Source organism: Desulfotomaculum defluvii (genome assembly GCF_054657375.1).
Window position 1 is genome coordinate 151441 of the sequence record NZ_BAAHYV010000008.1, and the last position, 26668, is coordinate 178108.

The following is a 26668-nucleotide window of genomic DNA, read 5'->3' on the forward strand; positions in this document are numbered from 1 at the left end:
GTTGAATGAAGGGAAAAACTAAAGTTATTGTTATGCTGTTTGTAATTCTAGCGTTTCTTTTGGGACCCGCCCTTTACAACAACAAATTAAGCAGTGTCGACCAGCCTAAAGAAAGTTCCCAACCAACCTCCCTTATTAAGGGTAAAGCAGAGATCGAGAATGTAGTAAAGGACAGGAATGTTGCATCAACTGAGGTTGAAGTAAAAAATCAAACTTCTGATCAAACTTCAGCCGTGTCTCAGCCAGTAACTAGCCAGCAAAAGGACAATACGTCTTCACACACTGTTAGTCAAGCTAAAACCTCCGGTGCCAAGGTCGGCGAAACCGGAGCTAATGTTGGCAGTACTGCAGTACCAGCCCATAGCCAGGGGAATGCAACACCAGCGGAGTCAAAGGAGAATCAATGGATCATAAATCTTGCCGTAGTTGGTATGAATGGTGAATTGCTTTATGGACCAAGTGGAGTTGCTGTGACTATAAAAAATGAGAAGAGTATGACGGTATTAGATGTGTTAGATGCATCTGGTTTAGCCTATACCATGTCTAATCGCTATCCAGGATTGGTTGATTCTATTGCTAATCAGCGCAATAGAGGGCAGGGAGGTTGGATGTATAAAATTAATAATCAAAGCCCCATGCTGGGAGCTAGTCAAATGGAGGTAAAAAAAGAGGATAAAGTAATTTGGTGGTATAGCCAAAGTATAAATGTTCCAGCCCCTGAATGGGATCAGTTAAAATAGCCATGAGCCAGGAGCTTTTGTGCATGTTTTGCTTTGGGGTTCTTGGCTCATGGCCCACGGCACAGGGCTGTTTGTGACTGATGGTCGTGGGCGGTTAGTATAAAAATGATTTAGGAGAGAAGATCGGATGATGATTAGAAGAAAAACAATGGCTAAAATAATAATATTAGTCGCTTTATTATTGATCCTGCCAATGCAAGCTCTAGCCCAAACCACCGTTGATATCAAGCCGGCAATGGACCGGGCAACTAAAGCACTTACGGCCAGTGTTAAACAGTCTGGTACACAATTTACCACCTGGAGTTATCTGGCCTTGGCCGCTGCCGGTCAAAATCTTGCCGTATATCCGGTTAATCAGGTCTGTAAACAACAATTGGCCTCGGCTCAGACCACTGCTGATGATAGTATATTAATTCTCACTTTGCTGGCTGCAGGGAATGACCCGGCAAATTTCCAGGGGCAAAACTTAATTCGAAAAATTCAAGCCAATCAGCTTGCCAATGGTAAATTTGCTGATAATAGTGATGGTAGCGGACAAGGAGATAATGACTCCCAAGTACTTGTTAATGCACATATTTGGGCCATACTGGCTTTGCACGCTGCAGGGGCCAATATCCCAGACGAGGCAAAGGCTAAAAAATGGCTAATTGACCAACAGCATAAAGATGGCAGCTTTAATTGGTATACCAACGAAAAAACTCCGGATGTGGATTCCACCAGTATGGCCTTGCTGGCTTTGGGGGCCCTTGGTGAAAGGAAAGATAGTCCGGTGGTACAAAGGGCCTACGCCTTTTTACAAAGCGTACAGGGGCCCAAAGGTGAGTTTGCTTCCTGGGGGGCAGTTAATGCTGAATCCTGTGCCATTGCCATTAGGGGATTGCTTGCGGTAGGTATAAATCCTATTAACGAAGAACTTAGCAAACCCGGTGGCAATCCTGTTACAGCTTTACTGGGTTTTCAATTGAAGGATGGTTCCTTTGCCCATATGGCAGGTACTGGTTCTAATGAAATGGCTACACAACATGCGTTAATGGCTTTGGCCGATCTACACTATGGAAAACCTTTTGAACAGAGGCTAGGTGAAGGAAAGAAGCCGCATCCAGTACCTACTTCTGCTACACCAAAAATTTAATTTCGGGTGGGTGTAAGAAGTTATCAAGTGGCATGGAATGAATCAGTGCAAACACTCACAATTGTTAAGTAGTTTAGAACAGGGAGTGTTTTAGAATGTCAGACTGGTTGATGTATAAAGAAAAAGGGCTGTTTTTACAGAGTCTTCACCCGGCAGCTTCGCTGTTATACCTGGGAACACTGTTTTTACTGGCCTTGTGCTTTAGTAACCCCCTTTACCAAGTTGGGCTGTTGTTGGTACTACTGCTAGCTATTTGTTCCGTAGATGGGTTAGAGATTTGGGAAAAATACTTAAAATTAAGTTTGTTTTTGGCTATACCCATTGTACTTATTAACACCCTAATGGGTCAAAATGGTAAAACAATAATCTGGTTGGGTCCCAGTGTTCCGGTGGTAGGACAACTGACAGTTTCCATGGAAGCACTCTATTACAGTGCTTCCATGAGCATCAGACTGATTGAAATAGTAAGTGTTTTTTGTTTGTTTAATCTTATGGTCCATCCTGATAAGGCCATGAGTTTATTTTCCAGATTTACCGGCAAATCAGCGTTAGTTATCAACATGTCCACCAGATTGTTTCCGATTATGGTAAGGGAATTTGAACGTATAAAGAATGTACAAAGGATGCGCGGGGTGAACTTTAATAAGGGTAACTTTATCGAGAGAATTAATAAATATACATCCGTAGTCAATATTTTGCTGTTATCATCTCTGGAAAATTCCATGGAAATGGCTGAATCTATGCAAGCCCGGGGATTCGGCAGTGGACCTAGGTCCTGTTACGTTCGAAATTTATTGAGACCCCGGGATTTTATCTGCCTCATTAGTTGTGTCTTTGCCTTAGGCATAAGTCTTTGGGGATTGGCTCACGATTGTGGCACTTATACCTTTTATCCACTGATTGGTTATTTGATCAGTGGTACAGCATCAGTGATTGTTTTAATTGTTTTAGTTTTATGTTTATCCATGCCGGTGATGTTAAGTTGGGGGGGACAACATTGTCTCTTTATCAAATCCAAAATTTAACTTATTATTATCCTGAAAATGAACGGGCTTCCTTAGCTAAGATTAACTTAAATATTGATACGGGGGAGTTTATTCTGGTGGCCGGTGCATCTGGTTCCGGCAAATCTTCCTTAGCCCGGGTGCTGGCTGGTTTACTTCCAAATTTTTACGGCGGCCGCTTTGGTGGTGAGATTTATTACCGGGGCCAGGAGCTGCGTGAGATAGATCGGCGGCAATTGGCAAGGGAAGTGGGTATAGTTTTTCAAGACCCGGAAAAGCAGTTGGTTATGTCCAGTGTGGAAGCTGAGATAGCTTTCGGCTTGGAGAATTTGGGCCTGTCACAACGGGATATGTTTCGCCGGGTGGCAGAGGTAATCGGCTTCCTTGATCTTACGGCACTCAAGCAGAAGGATATTACAAATCTGTCTGGGGGCCATAAACAGAAGCTAGCCCTGGCTTCTGTTCTGGCAATGCAACCCAAGGTATTGATACTAGATGAACCTACATCACAGTTAGATCCAGTAGCAGCCGAAGACTTTCTAAATCTAATCAAACGACTTAACGAAGAACTGGGATTTACGGTGGTACTTATCGAGCAGAGATTGGAAAGATGCTTTCACCTAGCGGATCGGGTAATAATGATGGAAAGGGGCAAAGTGGTACAGGATGCTCAACCAGTTCAGGTTGCTCGCTGGGCAGCAAAAAAAGGTATCCCCTTTATACCTCCTGTGGCCAGATTGTTTTCCCTATTAGGCTATCATACTGTTCCCATTACCATAAAAGAGGGAAGAAAGCAATTAATTAAGTTATTCGGAGAAGAGGCCACTTCTACCGAGGTTAACCTGACACAGCCGAAAAATCAGAGCACGGAAGCAGGTTTAGGCCAAATTCCCCTACTGGAAGTTAAGAAATTATGGTATTCCTATCCCGGCGGTAAGGAAGTATTACAAGAAATAAATCTAAAAATCAATAATGGAGAATTTATCGTTATACTGGGAGAAAATGGGGCCGGTAAATCTACTTTATTAAAAAATCTTGTGGGTCTGGTGCAACCAGGACGAGGAAAGGTGAAGCTTAATAATAATAGCCGGGTTGCCTACCTATCCCAAAATCCAAACGACTATTTATTTCAAGATACAGTAGAAGATGAGTTAATGTTTACCTTAAAAAATTTCAAGCTAAAGGATGACGGTATTATAGATCAGATACTGGAGCAGCTGCAGCTAAGCTGCAACAGAGGAGTTAACCCCCGTGATTTAAGTAGCGGAGAACGGCAGCGGGTGGCTTTGGCTTCAATTATGGTCACAAGACCAGAACTGCTGGTACTTGATGAACCGACCCGTGGACTAGACTATCACTTAAAGGAAGAGTTGGGTAATTTTTTAATTAACCAGACAGCTCACGGTGTTAGTGTGGTTATGGTTACCCACGACATTGAATTTGCTGCTAAATATGCTTCTCGGGTGATCATGATGTTTGATGGAAGGATTGTAAGTGACGGAGACACGTGCGAGACCTTTGCCAAATCAATCTATTATTCCACACAGATAGGCAAACTTTTCCGAGGATTTAGTCAAGGGATTCTAACATTTCAACAGGCTATAGAAAAAATTGAACCACTGCTGCAAGAGAGGAAAAACTGCCAGACCATCGTTCTGAAAGAGGGATTAAGGTGAGTATACGCAGATTAGCTTTTCCTATTTTTTTATTGATTACCCTTGGATTCCTGTTAGCCAGCATAAAAAATAATAATATTGTGGCTAAACAGGGGTGGGGCATGCTTTCACTTGAAATATTGATCATTGCTTTGGCCTTTCTCTACTGGGGTTTTGAACAGAGGGAGAAGACAGCTCGGGAAATAGCTTTTATTACCGTAATGGTGGCCATTGCTGCGGTGGGGCGTATTCCCTTTGCTGCCTTACCAAATGTGACGCCAACAACCTTTATTGTGATTATTTCTGGCTTTGTTTTGGGACCTAACGCAGGTTTTATGATTGGATCAACGGCGGCCTTGGTGTCCAACTTTTTTTTAGGACAGGGGCCTTGGACGCCGTGGCAGATGTTTATCTGGGGCTTAGCAGGTGCTTCGGCAGGGCTACTCAAAAAGGTCTATCCGGGCATTGGAATTAAGGGACTAACATTTTTTAATTTTTTTTGGGGCTATCTTTTTGGCTGTATAATGACCATTTGGTCATGGGCTGCCTTTATTCAACCTTTAAATTGGCAGTCCTTTGTTCTTACCTATGCGGCCAGTTTCTGGTTTGACACTTTTCATGCTTTAGGAAATGTTGTTTTTTGTTTATTGTTTGGAACAAGTTTTATTAAGATATTAAAGCGATTTCAAAGAAAATTAAAAATCAGTATCATAAAAGATAACCTTAGTGATATAAAAAAAATTAGCCAAGATAATAGTATATAGGATACTGCGTTACAACAACAGTGCATCAACTGTGCAACGGCAAAGTTTTATGCTTAGTGTTGTCAAGCAGCAACGGTTTAATTGAAGAAGGATTGAAGAATGATGGAATAGTTCAGTGAACTATTCCTTTTTTTACGAGAAAATGTCAGAAAAAAATATTGATTGAGGTAAATGACAATAGCTAAAGGATCAAACCAATGCTTTCTAAATAATATGCAACAGACCCAACAAACCCTAAAGTGTTGCCTTTCTGCTCAGAAAAGAAAAACAAGAAGTATCTTTAAATCATTTTTTGTTTAGGAGGGAGATATTAAATGCTGGCATGAAAGTTGCTATTAATAGATTTAACATTCAGAATTTTTTGATACCAAAATAGTTGCCTGAAACAAGTCAAAAATAATAAGGGGGTGAAAATGTTGGGTGAAATGAAATCTACTGCCAGTATAGCCAAACGTGGATTGGTAATGGTGATTACAGGCAACGGTAAGGGTAAAACAACATCTGCCTTTGGTCAGGCTTTAAGGGCCACTGGGCAGGGCTATCAAGTATGTTTAATCCAGTTTATGAAAGGACGCAAATATGGAGAAGTTCTAGCAGCTGAAAAATATCTGCCGAATCTTCATATTCATCAATTTGGCCTTGATAGTTTTGTTATGAGGAACAATCCTGCACCGGTGGATGTTGATTTGGCTCGGCAAGGTTTTGAAAAGGCTAAAGAGATAATTACCAGTGGGAAATACAACATGGTCATTCTGGATGAGATTAATGTTGCTGTTGACTTTAATTTAATTCCAGAGGAAGAAGTGCTAGATCTTGCCAAAAATAAACCTATTGAATTAGATCTAATATTAACTGGACGATATGCTTCAGAGAAGCTGAGAGAAATAGCTGATTTAGTAAGTGAAGTTACGGAAATTAAACATCACTATAATGCGGGGATTAAAGATAGGGCTGGAATAGAGTACTAGCACTATCACAAAATAAATGTTAGGAGGGAATAATTTTTGTTTACTGAAGAATTATTGAATCAAGCAAGTAGCTTAAGGCAAAAGTGGGAAGATGAAGTTAAAAAATCAGTTGCTAAGCATGCTGACCAAAAAGAAAAGTGGACCACAGTTTCTGATCTGGAAATTAAGAGAATTTATGGTCCCGAAGACATAAAGAACATGGACTTTGAGAAAGATATCGCTTATCCTGGACAATTTCCATATTTAAGAGGAAATCAGCCCACTGGATATAGGGGGAAATATTGGACCTTTAGAATGTTTGCAGGTATGGGTACTGCTGTAGAGACCAATAAACGCTGGCATTATCTATTAAAAACCGGCCAAACTGGTCTGAGTACAGCCTTCGATTTTCCGACACTAATGGGTTATGATACTGATTCCCCCAAGGCAAAGGGTGAGTGTGGAAAATGTGGTGTAGCCATCGATACAATTGATGATTTTAGAGATCTTATTCAAGGAATTCCTTTAGACAAAATCACCACCTCCATGACTATTAATCCTCCTGCAACGGTATTATGGGCCATGTACTGTGCCTCGGCACAGGAACTGGGAATTCCCCTTACCAAAATTGGAGGAACAATTCAAAATGATATGTTAAAGGAATTTATTGCTCAGAAAACTTTTATGTGCCCGCCTGAGCCGTCGGTAAAATTAATCAGTGATACTGTTGAGTTTGGTACCAAATATGTTCCCAAGTGGAATACCATTAGCATCAGCGGCTATCACATCCGAGAAGCTGGAGCCACTGCTGTTCAGGAATTGGCCTTCACTTTAAGAGATGGTATGGAATATGTTGAGGATGCTATTCGGCGTAAAGGCTTACATGTCGATGAGTTTGCTCCTAGGTTATCTTTCTTCTTTAACTCACATATTGATTTCTTTGAAGAAATTGCCAAGCTGAGAGCTGCCCGCCGGATCTGGGCTAAGGCTATGCGTGACCGTTATGGCTCTAAAGATCCTCGTTCCTGGTGGATGAGATTCCACACCCAGACAGCTGGATGTTCACTAACTGCTCAACAACCTTACAACAACGTGGTTAGAACTGCTACCGAGGCTCTGGCTGCTGTACTGGGAGGAACTCAGTCGCTGCATACAAACTCACTGGATGAAGTATTGTGCTTGCCTTCGGACCATGCAGTACAAATTGCCTTGAGAACACAGCAGATTATTGCTGAAGAAACTGGAGTTGTCAACACCATCGATCCATTGGCTGGTTCCTATTTCGTAGAGGCACTGACCAATGAAATGGAAGAAAAGGCTTGGGAGTACATTCATAAGATTGATGAAATGGGTGGCATGATTGCAGCCATCGATAAAGGTTTCCCACAATTAGAAATTTCTGATGCTGCTTATAAATTCCAACAGCAAATTGATGCCCAGGAAAAAGTTATGATCGGTGTCAATAAGTATGTTGAAGCAGACGAGCAAGTTGAAATTCCATTCCTGGAAATCGATGATTCAGTTGAAAATGAACAGTTAGAACGCCTTGCTGCAGTTAAGAGAAAGCGCGATAGCCGTAGGGTGGCTGAGACACTGAAAGATCTGGAAAACGCTTGCAGAAGAGGCGACAATGTGATGCCATATTGCATTGAAGCAGTTAAGAGTTATGCCACTGTTCAAGAGGTCTGCGATGTTTATAGAGAAGTTTTCGGTGAATACCGTGACCCTGGAATTTACTAAAAATCTTTGGGGATCTTTATAAAGGAGGTAAAGTGATGTCGGAAAGAAGAATTCGCATACTGCTTGCTAAACCAGGGCTGGATGGTCATGATCGTGGTGCCAAGGTATTGGCTAGATGCTTCCGTGATGCTGGTTTTGAGGTAATTTATACTGGTTGCCATCAAACCCCAGAGCAAATTGCAGCTGCTGCCCTGCAGGAAGATGTTGATGTTGTTGGTTTAAGTTGTTTATCCGGTGCACATAAGTACCTATTCCCTCAGGTAGCCAAACTACTCAAGGACGAAGGAGCAGAGGATATAGTGGTTATAGGTGGGGGTATTATACCAGAACAGGATATGGATGCATTGTATGAGGCAGGTCTTAAAGCTATTTTTACTCCGGGAGCCACTCTTGATTCATTGGTAGAGTGGATTAATAAAAATGTAACTCCAAGGGCGTGAGTAACATGAAACAATTAGGCAAAAAGGTTTTAGCTGGAGATATCCGTGCTGCCTCTCGCCTCATTAGGAATCTGGAGGACCAAATTCCCAATACCTATATCGCCATGCAAGAGATTTTTAATAATACTGGTAATTCCCATGTAATAGGTATTACCGGTGCACCAGGTGCTGGTAAAAGTACACTTACAGATGAACTTATCTATGCCTATCGCCAAAAGGATAAGACTGTGGGAGTACTGGCAGTTGACCCAACCAGTCCCTTTACCGGCGGAGCACTTTTGGGAGATAGGATCCGTATGCTAAGACATGCCGAGGACAAAAGAGTATTTGTCAGGAGCTTGGCAACCAGGGGCTCTATGGGAGGCCTATCCAAGGCAGTTGGAGAAGGTATTCATGTCATGGACGCCTTGGGTAAGGAAAAGATAATCGTTGAAACTTGCGGTGTAGGGCAACAAGAGGTGGAAATTATCAACCATGCTCATACTGTAATTGTAGTTCTGGTGCCTGGCATGGGGGATGAAATACAGGCACTGAAGGCCGGCTTAATGGAAGTGGCGGATATCTTTGTCATTAATAAGGCAGATCGTGATGGTGCCGGAAAACTGTATAAGGAAACTTTAAATATGGTCCACATGTCTAAAGGTTCCGCAGAAGATGATAAGAGTTGGAATATACCTGTACTATTGGTTGAGAGTGTGCTAGAACCTCATAAATTTGCGGAAAGTGTGAATGTAATACGAGAAAAGGTAGAGGAGCATTATCAATATCTTGTTGATAATAATCTATTGTCTGATCGTATGCGCCGCAAGACTACAGCTGAGATTAACGAAGCGCTATGGGGAGCTATTCTTCAACCAGTATTAAATGACCTGGAAAAAGACGGGGAAATTCAAAAAATGGTTGACAGGGTTTTGAAAAAAGAAATCGATCCTTATAGTTTAGCAGACGAAATAGCAAGTAGGTATATTAAATAAGGCCAAACAAATTCGATGATGAGTTAGTTAAAAGACTGACTCATCATCGAATATTATTTAGCATATCAGCCGTCAGCTTTCAGTTTTAGGAGCCTTGGCAGAGACCTTGAGTCGTAGGCTTTTTGTATATGTTTTACTTTAAGGCTTGTGCTCATGGCCTACCAAATATATTTTCCGTTGGATGTGACTGATGGTCATGGGGGGTTAATATGTATAACAAAAAGATTAAAGTTTTGCTGGCAAAAGTTGGCCTAGATAATCAAAATAAAGGGATTCGCTTAATTGCTCGGGGTTTAAGGGAGCAAGGTGGTATGGAGGTTATTTATTCGGGTATGTATTGTACACTGGAAGAAATTGTTGCCATAGCGTTAAAAGAAGATGTAGATATAGTGGGATTAAGTATCCATAATGGTTCCCATAATGAGATATTCCCAAGTTTATATAAAATGTTAAATGAGAAAAAAACCAACGGTACCTTAGTTTTTGGAGAAGGTATGATACCTGAAAAACATCGGCAAGAACTTAGGGCTTCAGGAGTAGTGGATGAGATCTTTGAACCAGGTGCCTCCGTTAGTACTATTATTACTTGGATAAATAAAATGATGGTTCGATGATAAGTTAATCTTTGGCCTGAAAAGGAGGGAGGAGACGCTTGCCAGAACCTTTGTTAATGAATATAGATAATAACGTTTTTCTAAGGGATGATTGCCTTGTCCTTATAGATCGTCGTCACTTTCCTCATCAAATAATAAATGTCCTATGCCATGACTATGAAGAAGTGGCAAAAAGTATAGAAGATATGGTAGTTCAGGGAGCAGGAGATATTGCTATAACTGCTGGCTATGGGCTTTATTTAGCAGCTCGTCAGCTGGAAGCTAAAGTAATAGCAGCCGATGAAGTTCGAAAAAATCTATTAATGGTAAAGGATCGTTTAGTAAATACCCGTCCAACTGGTTTTCATACACAGGTCTTATTAGGACGATTGCTGGATCAAATAAACTGGGAGCGACCTAATTGGTCTGAACAAATACTAAAAAATATTTATGTGATTTTAAAAAAAGCCGATATTCGTTCGCAATTAACTGGTAAGTGGGCTGAAACCTTAGTGCAAGATGGGGACTGTATTCTTTCTCACTGTTTTCCGGGTCCAGCACTATTATACATGCTGAAGTTTGCAATGGAGCATGGCAAAAAAATAAAATTAATAGCTACTGAAACCAGACCCTATCTTCAGGGGGCAAGGCTTACTGCTTGGTCAGCCTCTGAGCTGGGAGTTCCAGTAACTCTGATAAGTGATAATATGGCGGCCTATTGTATGGGTCAAGGTATGATTGCAAAGGTTTTTACTGCTGCTGACCGAATAGCCCTAGATGGAACTGTGGCTAACAAGGTGGGCACTTTTCAACTGGCCATTGCTGCTAAATACCACCAATTACCCTTTTATATTTTAGGTTATGGGGGACCGGATAAAAGATGTCCAACAGGTAAGGACATCCCTATTGAACAACGGGATCCCAAGGAAGTATTGACTTTTCATGGGGTAAAAATCAGTGGTGAAAAAGTAAAAGGGTTTTACCCTGCCTTTGATATAACACCTCCGCAGTTACTTGCAGGGATAATTACAGATCGGGGAATTATTTCTCCTGAGGAAATTGGTACCTACTGGACATTACCACGTTTAATAATTTAAAAACTTTGAATGGAGGTATATCAATGCCTATTTTAAAAGATGCGGTTATCATTCCGCTTAATCGTCCTTTATTTATTCCCAAAGAAGGAAACCTTAAAGTGGAGGATTTGGTTATTGAATCAAACGGTGAATATAAGGTGATTGATAAACAAGATTACATTATCGTACAGAACGATCATTGCTGCAGGAGTATTAAGGTTACAATTAAGACAAAAGATTAAATTATAATCACACTTTGGTCTTAAGTCATGGGTTAGGAGACGTCCTGGTGCTATGTGCCATGGGGCTAGCCTGGGGCCCACGGCACATAGTGCTTTCATCAATAGTTTATGATTTTAAGATATGGACGGTTAGGAGGTTGAAGCTATGGTGCGGTTATTTAGAGCCTGGTCAGTAGTTGATAATTTTAATGGTCAGGATCAGGTGAAGTTTAACTGGTTCGTAGTGGGCAGGCAAATACCTATAGGTTCTTATGAAGAATTAATTGAGAATTATGATCAAAATGACCAGGACGCCTGGTGTGATCAATTATTATTAAATGAATTTTTTACCGAAGCTGAAATAGGGGAATTGAGGCACTATCTATTAAATTATCATCATTTAGAGGTTCAAGTAGAAGAAGTATTCTTGCCCATAAGATCTGGAGGGTTAAGTTACGGATTGCAACTGATCAATGGCGTAAATGGTTTTTATTCCCTGGCTGATGAAGCAGATTATAGCCTAAGTATATCTGTACTTGGGCATTTTGATAATCAAGAACAGGATTCGTCTAATTTGTTATCCAATGAGGATTTGCAAAAAGGCTTAGATTTCTTGAAAATAGTGTGTAACTATCTGAAAGTACCTTGGGCCGAACAGAAAAACTTAACTACCTTATTAAATAAAATTTATGAAGAAACTGGTTTTTGCGTACAGCAGAAAAATATAAAAAAGGCCAAAAGACGTGTAGTATAAAAAGAATAATTTAACTAATAAAGGGAGCGAAATGCATCCCTTTTTTGGTTATCAGAGTATTTATACCTTAGAGAATTGTATTATTCAGGTATTGCAAACCTTATTTCATAATTTACCACATTTTATCCATAATTTACCCACATTTATTTTATAGAATTTCTTCAGTTTAAAAAAAGGCGAGGTGGAGGTAATGAGGTTTAAAAAAGGATGGATTATTGCTATGAGCATATTCCTTGCTGCAGCAATGGTTGGCTGCGGTGGTGGTACAGCAACAACTGAAAAGGCTGCAGCAACAAAAGAAGTCGCTGCAGAGACTTCAGAGAGCCAAAAAATATCCATGCCGGAGGAAAGACCGATCTTAATAGGAAAAGTAAAAGAGATAGTCGGTAATGAAGTAACTATCTTTAAAGCTGAGGTGGATCAAAATGGTACTCCAGCTCAGGAAGCGCCAGTAAAGCAAACGCAAAATCAGAATAAGCAACAGGAAAATAATCAGAACAATCAACAGGTCAATCCAGGGGCAAGGATGGGTAATGGCGGCTTCAGGATGAATTTTAGCGAAGAAACTGAGACCTTTATGATCCCTGTCGGGGTTCAGATAGTATCTATGCAGCGGGGTTCTCAGGAAGCAACAGATGTGGGAATTACGGCCATAAAAAAAGATTCGGTGTTACGGATATGGAAGACAAATGGGGAAATTTCCTTTGTTCAGGTCACAGGTGGTAGTAGTACAAGGACCACCATAGAAAATACAGGTAATAACCAGAGAGGCCCTCAGGGTGGTATGGAAGTAATGGGTCCACCACCGGGGATGTAAGACTGTGGAACAAAAATGTATAATTGATGCTGCTCATCTTGTCAAGATATACCAAAATGGCTCCGAAGAACTCATGGTCTTGGATGATGTCAGTATCAAAGTATTTGATAGTGATTTTATGGCCGTGCTGGGACCTTCCGGTTCGGGAAAATCTACGCTAATGAATATATTGGGTTGTCTCGATGTCCCCACGTCCGGCCAATATTATTTAGATGGTTTAGATGTCCTAACAGCCACTGACAACGAGTTAGCTGAGATTCGCAATAAAAAAATAGGTTTTATCTTTCAAAAATTTAACTTGCTGCCTAGATTGACAGCCCTGCAAAATGTCATGCTACCCTTGCTCTACCGCGGCATGGAAGAGGCAGAAGCAATGGAATTAGCCAGGGAAAAATTAACTATTTTAGGCTTAGAAGCAAGGCTGGGTCACCGTCCCAATGAGCTTTCTGGTGGGCAGCAGCAAAGGGTGGCCATAGCTAGGGCCATTGTAGGTAATCCTCAATTATTATTAGCAGATGAGCCCACTGGAAACCTGGATAGTAAATCCAGTGAGGATGCCATGCGGATTTTTAGAGAGCTAAATGAACAAGGAAACACTATTGTCATTATTACCCATGATGTTGAGGTGGCAAATCAGGTCAAAAAGTTAGTCTATATACGGGATGGTAAGTTATATGAAAATCATTAGTGAACAAAGGTTAAAAAATTTAGCAAAACTAAAAACGAGAAAAACCCTTTGGATTGCTCTATTGGCGACCGTTGTTCTGACCATTGGTACCAAGTACTGGTTTGAAAAACAAAGTAATCTGCAAAGTACAGAGGCCCAAGTCCAGCAAGCTCAGGTGCAAAGGGGTAATATTCTAGTCGGTTTAGATTCTGACGGTACCATTGATTTCTCTAAAGTAACTCTGCGCTTTGATGTCAGGGGGACCATTGCTGAGATCCTTGTCAAGGAAGGTGACCGAATCAAAAAAGGAGATATCATAGCCAAGTTGGCTGACCAGGATTACCAGGATCAGTACCAATTGGCTCTAGCCAAACTGCAGGAGGCCCAGGAGCAAGATTTAACCAATCAGTTAGACAATGAGCTGACATTAAAAAAAGCAGAAACAGAATTGGCAAAATTGCGGGATGAATACAAGGAGATGGAAGCCATTCCCGATGCCTATGCAGTCAATGAGTTGAAAATGAAAAAATTAGAGCTCTCTAACAAAGAGGTAGAATACAAAAATTTGCAGCAGAAATTTGAACTGGAAAGGGCTCGGGGCCTAGATCAAAATGAACTAGAAGTCCAAATGGCCAAGGAAGATTTGGAAGACACTATTTTATACGCTCCGGTTTCTGGTGTTATTTTAAACTTTGCTAATAAGGTCGGGGAAAGTTTGACAGATGAACAAGACTTTGCAACCCTGCATGAAAACAATACAGTTAAGGCCGTTACCAATGTCATTGAGTATGATATTAGCCAAATCAAAGTTGGACAAAGGGTATATGTTTCGGTGGAAGCCCTACCAGAGAAAAAATTTTCAGGTCAAGTGACCAAGATCAACGCGTTACCCAGTGAAGAATCTAGTGGATTGGTTAACTATTCAGTAGAAATTACTATCAAGGATCCAGTAACAGAGTTAAAGGATGGCATGACTTGCTCAGTATCCTTTGTCATCAAGGAGGTTCAGGACTGTTTGATCGTACCCTATCAGGCGGTGAAAATGGTGCAAGGTAAACAGGTTGTGACAGTGCTTAATGAACAGGGCCAACAGGTAGATAAACAAATTAAGACCGGTTTTACTGATGGTACCGATGTAGAGGTTACAGAGGGACTTAGAGGAAATGAGACAGTGGTTTATCAAAGGGCCAGCACTGGTAAAACCACTACTGCCGCCCAGACGAACTCTGGTCAAAGAAGCAGGTGATTTCGTGAAACTAAAACAATTGCTTAAATTAGTTTTCACCAATATCACCCAGAACAAGGTGCGAACCTTTCTTACAACCTTGGGTGTGATTGTGGGAACTGCCACCATCTTTCTGGTTGTAGCCATAGGAAAAGGTGGTGAAGCCCAGGTCAATGAACAGTATTCCAAACTAAATGTGGGCACCATTATTGTTATGCCTGCCCAAAGGGGAAAGATAGTTGATCCTCTGACGAAAGCAGATGCTGAACTGTTTTTAGCCAGTGAAAACATTGCCCAGGCTTTTCCTCAACTGCGGGGCAACGGCGATATTAGCTACAATAATTACGCCACTACTGGAACATTTATGGCAGTACAACCAGCTTTTCAGAACAGTAATAACCTTATAGTCGAAATGGGTCGGGCCATTGAGGAAGAAGATGAGATGAAAAGGAACAGGGTTGTTGTGGTTGGGGCGGAGCTAGCCAATACACTGACCGACGGCAACACCATGGAAATTGTGGGACAAAGCATTAGCATCAATGGACGGCGGTTTGAGGTGGTTGGCATTTACAAGCGGGTGGGGGATTCCGGTTCTGGACAGAGCTATGATGATGCTGTCTTTGTACCCTACACAGTGGGAGAAAGATTTTTGTTAGGTGCCCGGGCCAACCCCACCATTAACGTACAGGCCACCAGCCTAGAGACCGTACAGTTGGCCATAGAGGATATTACCAACAGCCTCAACGAAAACCATCGAGCTGGCGGTGCTGAGCAATTCCGCATTATGGATGCTGGCAGTAGACTGGCAGCGGCTCAAGAGACGGCTAGGTCCATGTCATTACTCCTCTTAGCGGTGGCCGTGGTGGTCCTGGTAGTAAGCGGCATTGGCATTATGAATGTTATGTTTGTCACGGTAAAGGAGCGAACCAAAGAAATTGGTACCTTGAAGGCCATTGGGGCTAAGAAACAGGAAATACTGAATCAGTTTTTAATTGAAGCGGTAATTATCAGCTTAGCAGGCGGTATTATTGGTGTCATTCTGGGTTTTGTTACGGTACCCATTCTACAATACTTTGAACTGGCAGCACTACCTTCAGTCAGTGGGGTTCTCCTGGGTTTAATCTTTTCAGTGGTAACAGGCGTCTTCTTTGGTTTTTATCCTGCCTGGAAGGCTGCGGAATTGAGTCCTCTGGAAGCATTACGCTATGAATAAGAGGTGGTGTCTATGAACAAACAACGAGTCCTTTTCCTAGCCTTGTTTCTTGTATTGGTAAGCTTTTCAACTGGCTATGCTGCAGAACCAACAACTACCCAGATAAATGTTATTACCTTGGAGCAAGCCAAGAGTCTTGTTAAAGAAAACAGCCGCAGTTTAAAGAAATACCAAATTAATGTGGACAAGGCAAAGTACCAGGAGCAGCAGGCAAATTACGATTATTATGATGCCATTGATAAATATAACGGTGAGGACTATTCAAAAATAGAATCAGCCTCCGATAACATTGATAATGCAGAAAACAATTATGATGATGCTATAAAGGATGAAGAGAATTATCTTAAACAAATCGATTACCTGGTCGAGGAAATTTATACGAGCCTTTTAAATCAGGAAGAAACAATGCTTTTATTGAAAAAAGAGTATGAGTTAAGACAAAATCAGCTTAATGTGGAGAGACAGAAGCTGGCATTGGGTACAAGCAGCCAATATGAAGTTGACGAACTGTCTGCTAGCCTAAATACTCTAAATAAAAAAATTATCGACCAGACCAATAGTATCCAAACCAATAAGGGACAATTCAACGATATGATGGGCAGAAGTTATAATGATGAACTGCAGATAGCTCCCTTTGAGGTTTCTACAACTGTCGAGCTTCCTGAGTATGAGACCCTTTTGTCCAATGTGACCTCTTCCTATGATCTGCTTTCTCGTTTGAAAAGGGATTTAAAAGACATGGAAGATGAATTGGACTACGATGAAGATGATTTTGATTATTACGAGTACTTAGTCTTAAGGCAGGAAATTAAGTCTAAAGAACTGGAACTGGCAGATGAAAAAAATAATTTAAACGAAATAGTTAACAATTTGCTGGCAGATTTAACATCGAAACAGCAGGACTATCAATTAGCCTCAACTAATTGCCTAAATGCCCAGAAATCCTATGACTGGGCTAAGAAACGTTATGAACTGGGACAGCTTGCCAAACTTGACCTCCTAGAAAGTGAGCTAAACTTTCTAAACGCTAAAAATCAAAGGATATCTGCAGGCAATGCTCTCTACCTGTCCCAAGGCAAAATAAGATTGGCAGCAGAGGGGATTTTAGTTAATTAAATTTACATTCATAACCCCTTAGCAGATACAACCTGCTGAGGGGTATTATTTTAGAAAAAACAGTCTTACATAATTTCCCATAACTTTTTTATATTTGTCCCATATTACCCTCATATACTGAATAATATGGAAAAATACATGGGGGGATAATCATGAGAAAAAGTCGCCAGCTTCACTTGTGGATTGGCTTGTTAACATCATTTATCATCTTAATTGAATCCATTACCGGGCTGTTACTCTTAGAGCCAAGGTTAATGGGGGTTAACGGACCGGTACACCAACAGCAACGCATGAAGATGGAACAAGCAGCAATGACTACACAAGGAGAGCTACAAGAGGAGTCGCAGGTAGGGCGTCAATTAGACCCTGTTAATCAGGGAGGTAGGATAATGGGCTTTGTAAAAAATATTCATAAGGGAAAAATAGGGAATACAGATGTTTCATTTCTAATGGAATTAATGGCTGTTGGTCTAATTATCCTTACCATTACTGGTATGACCATGTCCATTAAAATTCTTAAGGCGCATAATACAAGGAGAAATAGAAGGATATAATTTCATAATTTCCCATGGTTCTTTGATAATTGTGCCGCATTCCTGACCTATATTATAGACAAGGTTATAATGATAATAATTCTAGGAGGAATAAAAAGATGAAAAATTGGAAAACCAAAGCTGTATCCACTATCTTAGCATTTGCTGTACTGGTACCTTCAGTTGCTTTTGCCGCCGATGCAGTCAATGGTAATGTGGCAGTAACCGGAAGAGGGGGTTTTGTTCAGGATCAACCTTTCAATCAAGAAAAACAACAGGAATTTAATGAAAAGCTTTTGGCGCTGGTTAGCAAATATACACCAGAAAGCTTAGAAGAATGGCAGAATGCTATAGCAAAACAAGAGCAATTAAGGAAAGCGATGAAAGAGAATAAACCAGTAGAAAAACAAAAACCAGAAGTATCTGAGGAAGTAAAAGAAAAATTGAAGGACATACATGACCAGATCCAAAGTGGCAAGTTGACCCGTGAACAGGCCCAGGAACAAATCAACAGCCTAGGTATTGAAAATTTTGGTGATAGAAAAGAATTTAACGGCCAACCTAAGTTATCAGATGAAGCAAAAGAAAAACTTAAAGCTATCCAGGAAGATGTTAAAAGCAGTAAGCTAACTAAAGAACAAGCCATAGAGGAAATGCAAAAATTAGGTCTTAACCCCAGAGTAGATGATCAGAAAAACAACTCCATGGCCCAGTTTAATATAGCACTATCAGCCAATGATGGAGCTAAAATCAAGGAATTATTGCCTCAGATGTTAGAACAATTAAAGGAAAAAAATCTGCAGTTGTCAAATAAAATAACAGAATCAAAATAAAGGAACAAACCAGACTCCCTCTTTACAGGGGGTCTGGGCTTTTTCATATAAACACAATTTGGTCACAAAAACCCAAGCTTCATGGCTCATACTCTCATGGCTCCTAAAGCTAAAGGCTAATTTATTACAGGCAGGATGTGTTAGATATGTATCAAATTTTTTTGGTGGAAGATGAACTTAACTTAAACCAAATCCTAACCTCCTATTTGCATAGGGAAGGATGGGAAGTACGACCATTTACAAATGGAGAATCTGCTTTGAAAGCTATGGATGAACGACCGCATCTCTGGGTTCTTGATATTATGCTGCCGGATATTGATGGTTACCAACTGCTGCGACGTATCAAAGTTGATTATCCCGAGATACCTGTGATCTTTATCTCTGCGCGGGATGCTGATATCGATCGAATTATGGGTCTGGAAATGGGCAGCGATGACTATTTAGCCAAACCGTTCCTGCCCAGGGAATTGGTTATTCGAGTCCGTAGAATTCTGGAACGCGTATATAACAAGTCTGTAGAGTTTAAAAAACCTATAATTATTTTGGAACCATACCTGCTGGATGAGGGTAAGCGTGAAATTAGTAAAGATGGACAGGTAATTGAGTTAACATCAAAGGAATATGATTTAGCAATGTTTTTTGCAAAACATAAGGGACAGGCTCTTTCGCGGGAGCAAATTATTAACTGTGTTTGGGGAGAGGACTATGTAGGGACTGACCGTTCGGTGGATGACTTGGTACGGCGGTTAAGGAAAAAGCTACCAGAGATGCGTATTGAAACTGTTTATGGTTATGGATACAGGGGGATGGCGGAATGAAAAGCTTATCGCTGACTGTTAGAATATGGCTAGCAATTTCAATGGTAAGCTTGCTGTTATATCTGACTGTATTAATTATCATGCCTTCTCTCATCCGAGGTTTTTTTACTGACAATATGATGGAACCACCACCCCCCGAACCCTTTAAGAATCAGGTAGAACCACTTAATGAACGGGGTTTTCATATACGTAGTTTTATTTTGCTGGAGGATGGATCAACCCTACCTTCACAGGCACGTCAGTCTTTACAACCGTCCTTTTTGCAAGAAATTAAACAAAAAGCCGAAACTCAGGAGTTATCCAAAAAACTCTATGAAAGCAAAAATGGTCCAATTGCCATTCGTTACGTTATAACCAAAGACATGGCCTACGAACGTCCTATGTATCAGGTTATGTTTTTAAGAAAGCCAGAAGAAGATAGATTTGTAAAGGACTTTTTATTTAACTTTATGCTTTACGTGGGACTTGCCCTGGTGGCCAGTTGGTTTGTCTCACTTTTTATCGTACGTTATTTAACCCGACCCCTTACGCTGATGGAACAACATGTAAAGCGCATTGCCAATCGGAATTGGCATGAGCCTTTGGATATAAAAAGAAATGATGAAATCGGTAACCTGGCTATGTCCATTGATAGTATGCGAAAGCAGCTTATTAAACAGGATGAAACGCAACAAACGATGTTGCAAAATATATCCCATGAACTAAAAACACCTGTTATGGTTATTCGTAGTTATGCCCAAGCTATTCAAGATGGAGTATATCCGAAGGGTGATTTGAATGGTAGTATCGAGGTTATAGATGAGGAAGGGGCAAGACTGGAAAAACTAATTAAACAACTGCTTTATTTGACACGTCTGGATTATCTGTCTAATAAGAATTCGCTACAGAAAGAGGTTCAACTTAAAAAGTTAATTGAAAAGATTGTTCAGCGACTAAGTCTCCAACGACCAGAAATATCTTTGCGGTTAAATTTGCAAGAAATAAGCATAATGGGCGATGAAGATACTCTGCAGGTGATGATAGAAAACCTATTGGATAACCATTTACGTTACGCAAAATCACTGGTTGAGATAAATCTGTGGTCTAGTAGTGATAAAAAGGAAGTAATGCTTACCCTCTGGAATGACAGTTCCCGGATCGAACCCCATATTCTACAGGAGATATTAAAACCTTTTCAGAAAGGGCATGAAGGTAAACATGGTCTAGGGCTAACTATCGTACGGCGGATCCTAAAACTTTATAATGGTGAGATTAGCCTAAGGAATGAAAAGGATGGGGTTTTGAGTATTGTAACAATGAACATAGTTGATAGCACCCCTTACTGATGCACTATCCTATAACAGGGCCCATGACTTGCTGTATTTTTGTCAGTGGTTTGTGACTGAGGGTCATGGACTTTAATATGAAAACCGATACTTGACTAGTTGTTAGGTTATGTTATATCGAATAGCCACAATTTTCCCTTTAAAATACTCATAATCTCCCTGTTCCGTATGCCATATTGACTTTAAGGAAGAGGGGAATCTTATACCATCCTTTTCAATATAATTTTCGGCAATGGCAGACCATTTCATCTTTTTGTATTCAGTACCCTTTTCTGAATAGTATCGATCATCTGTTTCAAAGCGAGTGAACTCTCCACGATCATTAAAGTAAAATAAACCACTAGCCTCTTGATTATTATATTTAATCACGGCTTTGGCTGTATTGGTGTCCATTGAGGTCCATGAAATATAATCCTGTAAGGCATAGGTAGGAACTAGAAAGCATTCAGCTAGGACGGTTACTAGGGCTGATTGATCTAGTTCCTTACTTTTTGCATTGGCAACTGGTATAAATTTCAAAAACTTAAATAACATATTTCCTTGGCCATCCTGGTATTTGTCTCTTCCTTCTAAGGGCAATAATCCCATTAATTTACCCTTCATATAAGCTATGCGGTTTGGTTCAGGGACAGAATTAAATTGATAACAGGTTAAACTCATCCAATTTTTATGGGGAGACATTTTAAAATATACATCTTTCCATATAACTTCAGCATTATTCATCTTTGGTTTACCAATGTAACCACAATGGCTAAAGAATCGTTTTACAGGTTTTGGCAACAAGGTAATGTCATTTTCTGTAAGGATATCAATTGTAGTATTTGCATACTTGGCCAACTCTTTTTTTATCTCTGACTCATAAAGATTTTTCATGACTCTACCTCATTTCTTTATATCTGTAACCGCCATTGGCTTATGCACAAGGCCTTTATAAAATTACACCTTAATGCCAACCATTTTCATTAGAGCAATGGCATTGGTGGTTTGAGAAACCCCTTTCTTAAGGTGATAATCAAAGATCATTTCGTTATCCACGATATTGTCTGTAAAATGGTAATTCCTGATATGTTGCAGGCTTTCAGATTCTAGTGTACTAAGTTCCAGGTCATGGGTGGTAACAAAGCCAATGACCGATTGTTCTGCCAGGTTTTTAATAATTGTTCTGGCACCTGCTATCCGATCCCGGGAGTTGGTTCCTCTAAATATTTCATCCAATAGGAAAATAATTGGTTTGCCTTGTTGAGCAGCTTCTATGACCATTTTTATTCGTTTTAGTTCAGCATAAAAAGATGAAATGTTTTGCTCTAGGTTATCATGAATGCGCATACTGGTGTAAATTTCCATTAGACAGCAACTCATTCCACTGGCACATACCGGTGCTCCTGAATAGGCCAATACTAGATTAATACCGACAGTGCGAAGTAGGGTGCTTTTTCCAGACATGTTGGAACCGGTAATAATATGGATAGTACCGGGGTGCGGCAAAGAGACGTTGTTGGCGACCCGAGATGCTTCATTAATTAATGGGTGTCCCAATTCAGTGGCTGAAAATGAGGGTTCGCCCTCAAAAACATTGGGAAAGACCCAATGCGGATTGTCATGGGCTAAAGTAGCCAGGCTAGAAAGGGCTTCAAATTGGCCGATAACTTGAAACCATTGTATCAAAGACTCACCATACTCAGATTTCCATTGGTCCATCGCCCGAATGGTATACAGATCACAAAAGATCAGAGCGTTAATAAAGTGATAGACTACAGAATTGCGTAGATTAATTATAGCTGCAATTTTTGCCAGGGCTTTGACTTGCTGCGAGGCCCTTTGATCTATCTGTATTAGATTTTTTTGGAGTTTCACCAGTAGTGGGGCTTGAAAATTCTCTTCCTCAATATGTCTTAAGAGCAGGGATAGACGTTCCAATTCTTCTGAAGCTTTTTCGGTGTCCTGCAAAGATTTGGCGATAAAAACTTGACCTACAATTGCCAATAGTACTTGCAGGATTAAAAAGGCCAAAGGAACGGAGGTAGAAACTATGCGATTAGACATTAAAATTAAAAAAATCAGGGTTGTTAATGGCAGTAGCCACAGTAGATAAATGTATTTTTTATTGGCCAACAGGGGTTTTTGTTGCACCCAATCCCAGAATTTAGCTAAGTCACTTTTTTGGTATTGGGTAATCATACCAAGGGCTTGTAATTGTTGTCGCCAGGATAAAAGGGGGGCTAGTTCTTGAATTGCCCTTTGACGAGAATTTATTTCCTCATAACTGGTCTTCTCAAGAAGTAACTTTGCCAGTGCTTGTTCCCCAGTGACCAGATTGGCGGCATTGATATATTGGAACAGGGAAGCTTGGCCAAAGATATTCAAATCTTCAGAATAGGGGTGTTCCGGTACCATGAATGACTGGCCCTGTGAAGAAAAACTTGTCCACTGACCCGAGAGTCTAGCCAAAGCCCAACTATTAATTTGAATTAAGTGTTCTAAATTAAGTATTTTTTTTCTGATTTTTTTATGCTTTTGTACCAATACTACAAACATGAAAATAAATGGAATAACATAATAATAAAAATACAATAAATCTTTTAGATAACCATAGGTACCTAAGCCTACTATGGTTAGGACTGTCAGACTACGGTATAGAACAAAAGAATTATCTTTCTTCCTTATCCTGGCAAGCTCATGATTGTAACGTTCCTTGCCTCTTTGATATATTTCCTCTATATCACTCTTCATGTAATTACCCCTAAAAAATTAAATTTCCACTTTATTCTATCATAAAAATGTAAACTCACAAAAATTCTTAAAAGCCTAGCTATAACTGTTATTTTTTTCATAATTTATAAAGGTTTTTTTGGAAAATTAATGGAATTAACATAATTAGTTTTGTTATTTCTGCAAAACGCAGAGAGGTGAAAATAACAGTGAAAGATCAACAGATTGGGCCATTGCAACTGACTAATGAAGATTTTCAAACCATCTTTAAAAAGGCTGCCATAGGTATTGTAATGACAGATACTCAAGGTAAAGTAATCAATAGCAATCCAGCACTGCAGCAAATGTTGGGGTATAGTGCAGAAGAACTAATTAATAAATCCTATAAAGATATTACCCATGCTGATGATTTAGAAGCTTGTATTAATTTATATCAACAAATATTAACAGGAAAATGTGACTCCTCTGAAATGATTAAACGATATATTCATAAGAATGGAAAAATTATATGGGTCCGACTTGTTGTATCTACTATTAGAAATAAATTCTATCTTAGTATGGTGGAGGATATTACCGAGCATAAAATGTTTGAAAAACAAATGGAATATCTAGCCACCCATGATTATTTAACTAAAATACCAAACCGTTATTTACTAGAAAAAAGATTAAAAACAGCAATTGAGAAGTCTAAGGATGGACGGGAAGTAGCTTTATTGCTCTTAGATGTAGATAATTTCACTTTGGTAAACGATGTACTGGGCCATGCAGGGGGAGATGAACTTTTAATATCGCTTGTGTCTACTTTACAATGCCATCTTGGGCAAGATGATTTTATTGCTCGATTATCGGGTGATGAATTTGCTTTGTTGCTAGAAGGAGTAGATATTAAGCAAGTTAATGAAAAAGCAGAAAAAATACGGATGTCCATTGAACAAGAAGAGATTTGTATTGTCAAACAAAGGGTTTGCTACTACTTAACAGTTAGTATCGGTGTTGTAGTGGTAGACGGAACCCTGGACATCAAAGAACTCTTGACCCATGCTGATATTGCTCTGCGTATGGCTAAAGAAAGGGGAAAAAATCGGGTCGTACTTATTTCTAATAATGAAACAGAGGTTGCCAATATTTCTAGGACAACTGAATTGGTTGATATTATCCGTACAGGAATTAGAGAAAACCGCTTTATCTTATATTTTCAACCCGTGCTTAATAATGATGAACAGCAAATTGTTCACCATGAAGTCTTGTTAAGACTAAAGGACACACAGGGACAGTTATTATCACCTGGTGAATTTATTCCCATTGCTGAAAAGTTTGGACTAATGCCCCAAATCGATCGGCTAGTGGTAGAAAGTACTATTAAAATTCTAAAAAGTCATCCAGAATTAAAACTATTTGTCAACCTTTCCGGTGTAAGTCTAGGAGATAAGAAACTGCTGCAAACCATAGAGGGAGAGATTTTTGTCAGTGGCATCAATGCCTCCCATCTGGGATTTGAGATAACAGAAACTGTAGCAGTAAAGGACTTTGTTCAGGCAGGGCACTGGATCAATAGATTAAGGGAACTGGGTTGTCCCTTTGCCCTAGATGATTTTGGTATTGGTTTCTCATCCTTTAATTATCTTCGTGAACTACCAGTGGATTATATTAAAATTGATGGGTCTTACGTTCGTAATATAGATCAAGACCCTACTCAACTGGCCTTTGTGCAGGCTATTCAAACTGTTGCCAAATCCCTTGGCAAGAAGACAGTAGCAGAGTTTGTTGAAAATGAACAAATTATCAATGAACTAAAGAAACTGGGAGTCAATTATTCGCAGGGCTATTATATTGGAAAACCTTTCGGGGAACCACAAATTTAAAGCAATCAACCAAAGGTATGGAGTTTAAGGACTAGCCATACCTTTTTTATTGTGTTGAAACAATATGGTAAGTATTATATTAAAAAAATATAGTAAGTTTACAAAAAATTAAAATAGCAGAAGGTTTTAATCTAGTCATGTAGAAGACATATACTCACTTAAATATTTCTTTGGGATATTAAAATTTTTTAAAGTGAAAAAAGTATTTTAGCAAGCATCTTTCAAGTGGTCAAAAAAATAATAAAAAACTAAAAATTTTTTCATAAACTTATTAAAATATTTTAAAAGAGCAGCAGGATTTTGTTGAAAAGAATAGAATTAATTTAGATATTGTAATCACAATCGCAAGGAAATGGGGATAGAAAAGCAGAGTTTTAGACGAAATTTGAAAGAGGGGTGAATCATAATAGATAGTCAATTGACAGACATTCATCCTCAGTTGCAGATTTTGATACCCATTGCTACGGGGTTGGTACAAACCTTTGGTAAGTATTGTGAAGTGGCGGTTCATGATTTGCGTACACCGGAAACTTCCTTGATTTATGTAGCAGGTACTATCACTAGGCGTGAAAAAGGTGCTCCCATTACAAACGTAGTATTGGAGGGTATAAGGAAATACGGTGATAGTTGTCCAGACCTAATTGGTTATAAAAACGTCACTAAGGATGGCCGAATACTAAAATCATCAACTATTTTTGCTAGGAATGAAGAAGGGAAAATTATCGGTTGTCTTTGCCTAAATTATGACATTAGTGATCTTTTAACCCATAGGGCACATATTGAAGATTTTGCAGGATTTGGGGATAAAGAGCAGCCCAGTGACAGTGGTGAAGACTTTGCATCTGATGTTACTGAAGTTTTAGGAAATATGATTGATCAGGTTATCAAAAATGTGAACATACCAGTCCAAAATATGCAAAAAGAGGACAAGATGCAAATTGTTCGTGAGCTGGATTTAAAAGGTGTCTTTATGATTAAAGGAGCAGTGGACAAAGTAGCAGCAGTTCTGGGTGTTTCTAGGTATACGGTATACAACTACCTTGAAGAGGATCGGTCCAACAGGACCAATAACATAATTTAGTTGAAAGGTGATGTGTTTTATGAACAAAGAAATTATCAGCACAGAAAAGGCACCGGCTGCAATTGGGCCTTATTCTCAAGGGGTCAAGGTTGGAAACTTATTGTTTATCTCCGGGCAAATCCCCATTGACCCTGCAACTGGCAATGTGGTTGAAGGAGATGTACAGGCACAAACCAAACAAAGCATTAAGAACCTACAGGGTATTTGTGAAGCAGCAGGAGCCAGTTTGAAAGATATTGTTAAAACAACCGTGTTTGTAAATGATATGAATCAGTTTGCCAAAGTAAATGAAACTTATGGTGAGTTTTTTAAAGAAGAGGCTCCTGCCCGGGCATGTGTAGAGGTTTCCTGCCTTCCTAAAAATGTGATGGTAGAAATCGAAGCCATTGTACTGGTTAAATAATAATTTCATCTTAGGAGGTCATTTCA

The 26668-nt window shown here is 39.8% G+C and carries 27 protein-coding genes; 25 read left to right on the plus strand and 2 right to left on the minus strand.

Features of this window, described 5'->3' with window-relative positions; genetic code table 11:
* Positions 1 to 5 precede the first annotated feature (5 nt).
* From ACYQ03_RS16130 to ACYQ03_RS16235, 22 genes are all read left to right on the plus strand, one after another.
* Positions 6 to 740 (plus strand): DUF4430 domain-containing protein, encoded by a 735-nt coding sequence (locus ACYQ03_RS16130; protein ID WP_459910983.1) that lies wholly within the window; start codon positions 6 to 8, stop codon positions 738 to 740.
* Between the two features lie 127 nt (positions 741 to 867).
* Positions 868 to 1872, plus strand: coding sequence for a prenyltransferase/squalene oxidase repeat-containing protein (locus ACYQ03_RS16135; protein WP_459910984.1), 1005 nt, complete (start codon positions 868 to 870; stop codon positions 1870 to 1872).
* Between the two features lie 95 nt (positions 1873 to 1967).
* Positions 1968 to 2897, plus strand: coding sequence for an energy-coupling factor transporter transmembrane component T (locus tag ACYQ03_RS16140; RefSeq protein WP_459910985.1), 930 nt, complete (start codon positions 1968 to 1970; stop codon positions 2895 to 2897).
* Positions 2870 to 4552 (plus strand): ABC transporter ATP-binding protein, encoded by a 1683-nt coding sequence (locus ACYQ03_RS16145; RefSeq protein ID WP_459910986.1) that lies wholly within the window; start codon positions 2870 to 2872, stop codon positions 4550 to 4552. The genes ACYQ03_RS16140 and ACYQ03_RS16145 overlap by 28 nt, the downstream gene beginning before the upstream one ends.
* Entirely contained in the window at positions 4549 to 5295 is a 747-nt protein-coding gene (locus ACYQ03_RS16150; protein ID WP_459910987.1) for an ECF transporter S component, read from the plus strand. Before ACYQ03_RS16145 ends, ACYQ03_RS16150 begins: the two co-directional genes overlap by 4 nt.
* Before the next feature lie 413 nt (positions 5296 to 5708).
* A complete protein-coding gene (locus ACYQ03_RS16155) occupies positions 5709 to 6263 on the plus strand; it encodes a cob(I)yrinic acid a,c-diamide adenosyltransferase (protein ID WP_459910988.1) in 555 nt (184 codons plus the stop codon).
* A 36-nt stretch (positions 6264 to 6299) separates the two neighbouring features.
* Positions 6300 to 7982, plus strand: coding sequence for a methylmalonyl-CoA mutase family protein (locus tag ACYQ03_RS16160; RefSeq protein WP_459910989.1), 1683 nt, complete (start codon positions 6300 to 6302; stop codon positions 7980 to 7982).
* Between the two features lie 35 nt (positions 7983 to 8017).
* Positions 8018 to 8422, plus strand: coding sequence for a cobalamin B12-binding domain-containing protein (locus tag ACYQ03_RS16165; protein ID WP_459910990.1), 405 nt, complete (start codon positions 8018 to 8020; stop codon positions 8420 to 8422).
* A gap of 5 nt (positions 8423 to 8427) precedes the next feature.
* Complete coding sequence (gene meaB, locus ACYQ03_RS16170) at positions 8428 to 9396, plus strand: methylmalonyl Co-A mutase-associated GTPase MeaB (protein ID WP_459910991.1); 969 nt, start codon at positions 8428 to 8430, stop codon at positions 9394 to 9396.
* Between the two features lie 209 nt (positions 9397 to 9605).
* Positions 9606 to 10010, plus strand: a complete 405-nt coding sequence (locus tag ACYQ03_RS16175; RefSeq protein WP_459910992.1) for a cobalamin B12-binding domain-containing protein — start codon at positions 9606 to 9608, stop codon at positions 10008 to 10010.
* Between the two features lie 38 nt (positions 10011 to 10048).
* Positions 10049 to 11086 carry a s-methyl-5-thioribose-1-phosphate isomerase gene (locus ACYQ03_RS16180; RefSeq protein ID WP_459910993.1) on the plus strand — a complete coding sequence of 346 codons (1038 nt, stop codon included), beginning with the start codon at positions 10049 to 10051 and terminating at the stop codon, positions 11084 to 11086.
* A 23-nt stretch (positions 11087 to 11109) separates the two neighbouring features.
* On the plus strand, positions 11110 to 11307 hold the full coding sequence (locus ACYQ03_RS16185) for a hypothetical protein (RefSeq protein WP_459910994.1): 198 nt from the start codon (positions 11110 to 11112) through the stop codon (positions 11305 to 11307).
* A gap of 145 nt (positions 11308 to 11452) precedes the next feature.
* The gene (locus ACYQ03_RS16190) at positions 11453 to 12040 is read left to right on the plus strand and encodes a hypothetical protein (RefSeq protein WP_459910995.1); all 588 of its coding nucleotides are present in this window, start codon (positions 11453 to 11455) and stop codon (positions 12038 to 12040) included.
* A 190-nt stretch (positions 12041 to 12230) separates the two neighbouring features.
* Positions 12231 to 12857, plus strand: a complete 627-nt coding sequence (locus tag ACYQ03_RS16195) for a hypothetical protein (protein ID WP_459910996.1) — start codon at positions 12231 to 12233, stop codon at positions 12855 to 12857.
* Positions 12858 to 12930: 73 nt separating this feature from the next.
* Positions 12931 to 13545 carry an ABC transporter ATP-binding protein gene (locus ACYQ03_RS16200; RefSeq protein ID WP_459911420.1) on the plus strand — a complete coding sequence of 205 codons (615 nt, stop codon included), beginning with the start codon at positions 12931 to 12933 and terminating at the stop codon, positions 13543 to 13545.
* Entirely contained in the window at positions 13532 to 14770 is a 1239-nt protein-coding gene (locus ACYQ03_RS16205) for an efflux RND transporter periplasmic adaptor subunit (RefSeq protein WP_459910997.1), read from the plus strand. Before ACYQ03_RS16200 ends, ACYQ03_RS16205 begins: the two co-directional genes overlap by 14 nt.
* Positions 14688 to 15962, plus strand: a complete 1275-nt coding sequence (locus ACYQ03_RS16210) for an ABC transporter permease (RefSeq protein ID WP_459910998.1) — start codon at positions 14688 to 14690, stop codon at positions 15960 to 15962. Before ACYQ03_RS16205 ends, ACYQ03_RS16210 begins: the two co-directional genes overlap by 83 nt.
* A 12-nt stretch (positions 15963 to 15974) precedes the next feature.
* Positions 15975 to 17078 carry a TolC family protein gene (locus ACYQ03_RS16215; protein WP_459910999.1) on the plus strand — a complete coding sequence of 368 codons (1104 nt, stop codon included), beginning with the start codon at positions 15975 to 15977 and terminating at the stop codon, positions 17076 to 17078.
* 152 nt (positions 17079 to 17230) lie between these two features.
* Positions 17231 to 17632 (plus strand): PepSY-associated TM helix domain-containing protein, encoded by a 402-nt coding sequence (locus ACYQ03_RS16220; protein WP_459911000.1) that lies wholly within the window; start codon positions 17231 to 17233, stop codon positions 17630 to 17632.
* A gap of 98 nt (positions 17633 to 17730) precedes the next feature.
* Positions 17731 to 18444: a hypothetical protein gene (locus ACYQ03_RS16225; RefSeq protein WP_459911001.1), complete on the plus strand. Its 714-nt coding sequence runs from the start codon at positions 17731 to 17733 to the stop codon at positions 18442 to 18444.
* A 146-nt stretch (positions 18445 to 18590) separates the two neighbouring features.
* Positions 18591 to 19262: a response regulator transcription factor gene (locus ACYQ03_RS16230; RefSeq protein WP_459911002.1), complete on the plus strand. Its 672-nt coding sequence runs from the start codon at positions 18591 to 18593 to the stop codon at positions 19260 to 19262.
* A complete protein-coding gene (locus ACYQ03_RS16235; protein ID WP_459911003.1) occupies positions 19259 to 20587 on the plus strand; it encodes a sensor histidine kinase in 1329 nt (442 codons plus the stop codon). Before ACYQ03_RS16230 ends, ACYQ03_RS16235 begins: the two co-directional genes overlap by 4 nt.
* A gap of 102 nt (positions 20588 to 20689) precedes the next feature.
* Here ACYQ03_RS16235 and ACYQ03_RS16240 read toward each other — a convergent pair whose 3' ends face one another.
* Positions 20690 to 21460 carry a DUF6544 family protein gene (locus ACYQ03_RS16240; protein WP_459911004.1) on the minus strand — a complete coding sequence of 257 codons (771 nt, stop codon included), beginning with the start codon at positions 21458 to 21460 and terminating at the stop codon, positions 20690 to 20692.
* Between the two features lie 63 nt (positions 21461 to 21523).
* Positions 21524 to 23317 carry a MutS family DNA mismatch repair protein gene (locus ACYQ03_RS16245; protein ID WP_459911005.1) on the minus strand — a complete coding sequence of 598 codons (1794 nt, stop codon included), beginning with the start codon at positions 23315 to 23317 and terminating at the stop codon, positions 21524 to 21526.
* A 188-nt stretch (positions 23318 to 23505) separates the two neighbouring features.
* Between ACYQ03_RS16245 and ACYQ03_RS16250 the strand changes: the two genes are divergently transcribed.
* The 3 genes from ACYQ03_RS16250 (at position 23506) to ACYQ03_RS16260 (ending at position 26642) form a co-directional block, all read left to right on the plus strand.
* On the plus strand, positions 23506 to 25158 hold the full coding sequence (locus ACYQ03_RS16250) for a putative bifunctional diguanylate cyclase/phosphodiesterase (RefSeq protein ID WP_459911006.1): 1653 nt from the start codon (positions 23506 to 23508) through the stop codon (positions 25156 to 25158).
* A 418-nt stretch (positions 25159 to 25576) separates the two neighbouring features.
* Positions 25577 to 26239 carry a helix-turn-helix transcriptional regulator gene (locus ACYQ03_RS16255; protein WP_459911007.1) on the plus strand — a complete coding sequence of 221 codons (663 nt, stop codon included), beginning with the start codon at positions 25577 to 25579 and terminating at the stop codon, positions 26237 to 26239.
* 19 nt (positions 26240 to 26258) lie between these two features.
* Positions 26259 to 26642 carry a RidA family protein gene (locus tag ACYQ03_RS16260; RefSeq protein ID WP_459911008.1) on the plus strand — a complete coding sequence of 128 codons (384 nt, stop codon included), beginning with the start codon at positions 26259 to 26261 and terminating at the stop codon, positions 26640 to 26642.
* Positions 26643 to 26668 lie beyond the last annotated feature (26 nt).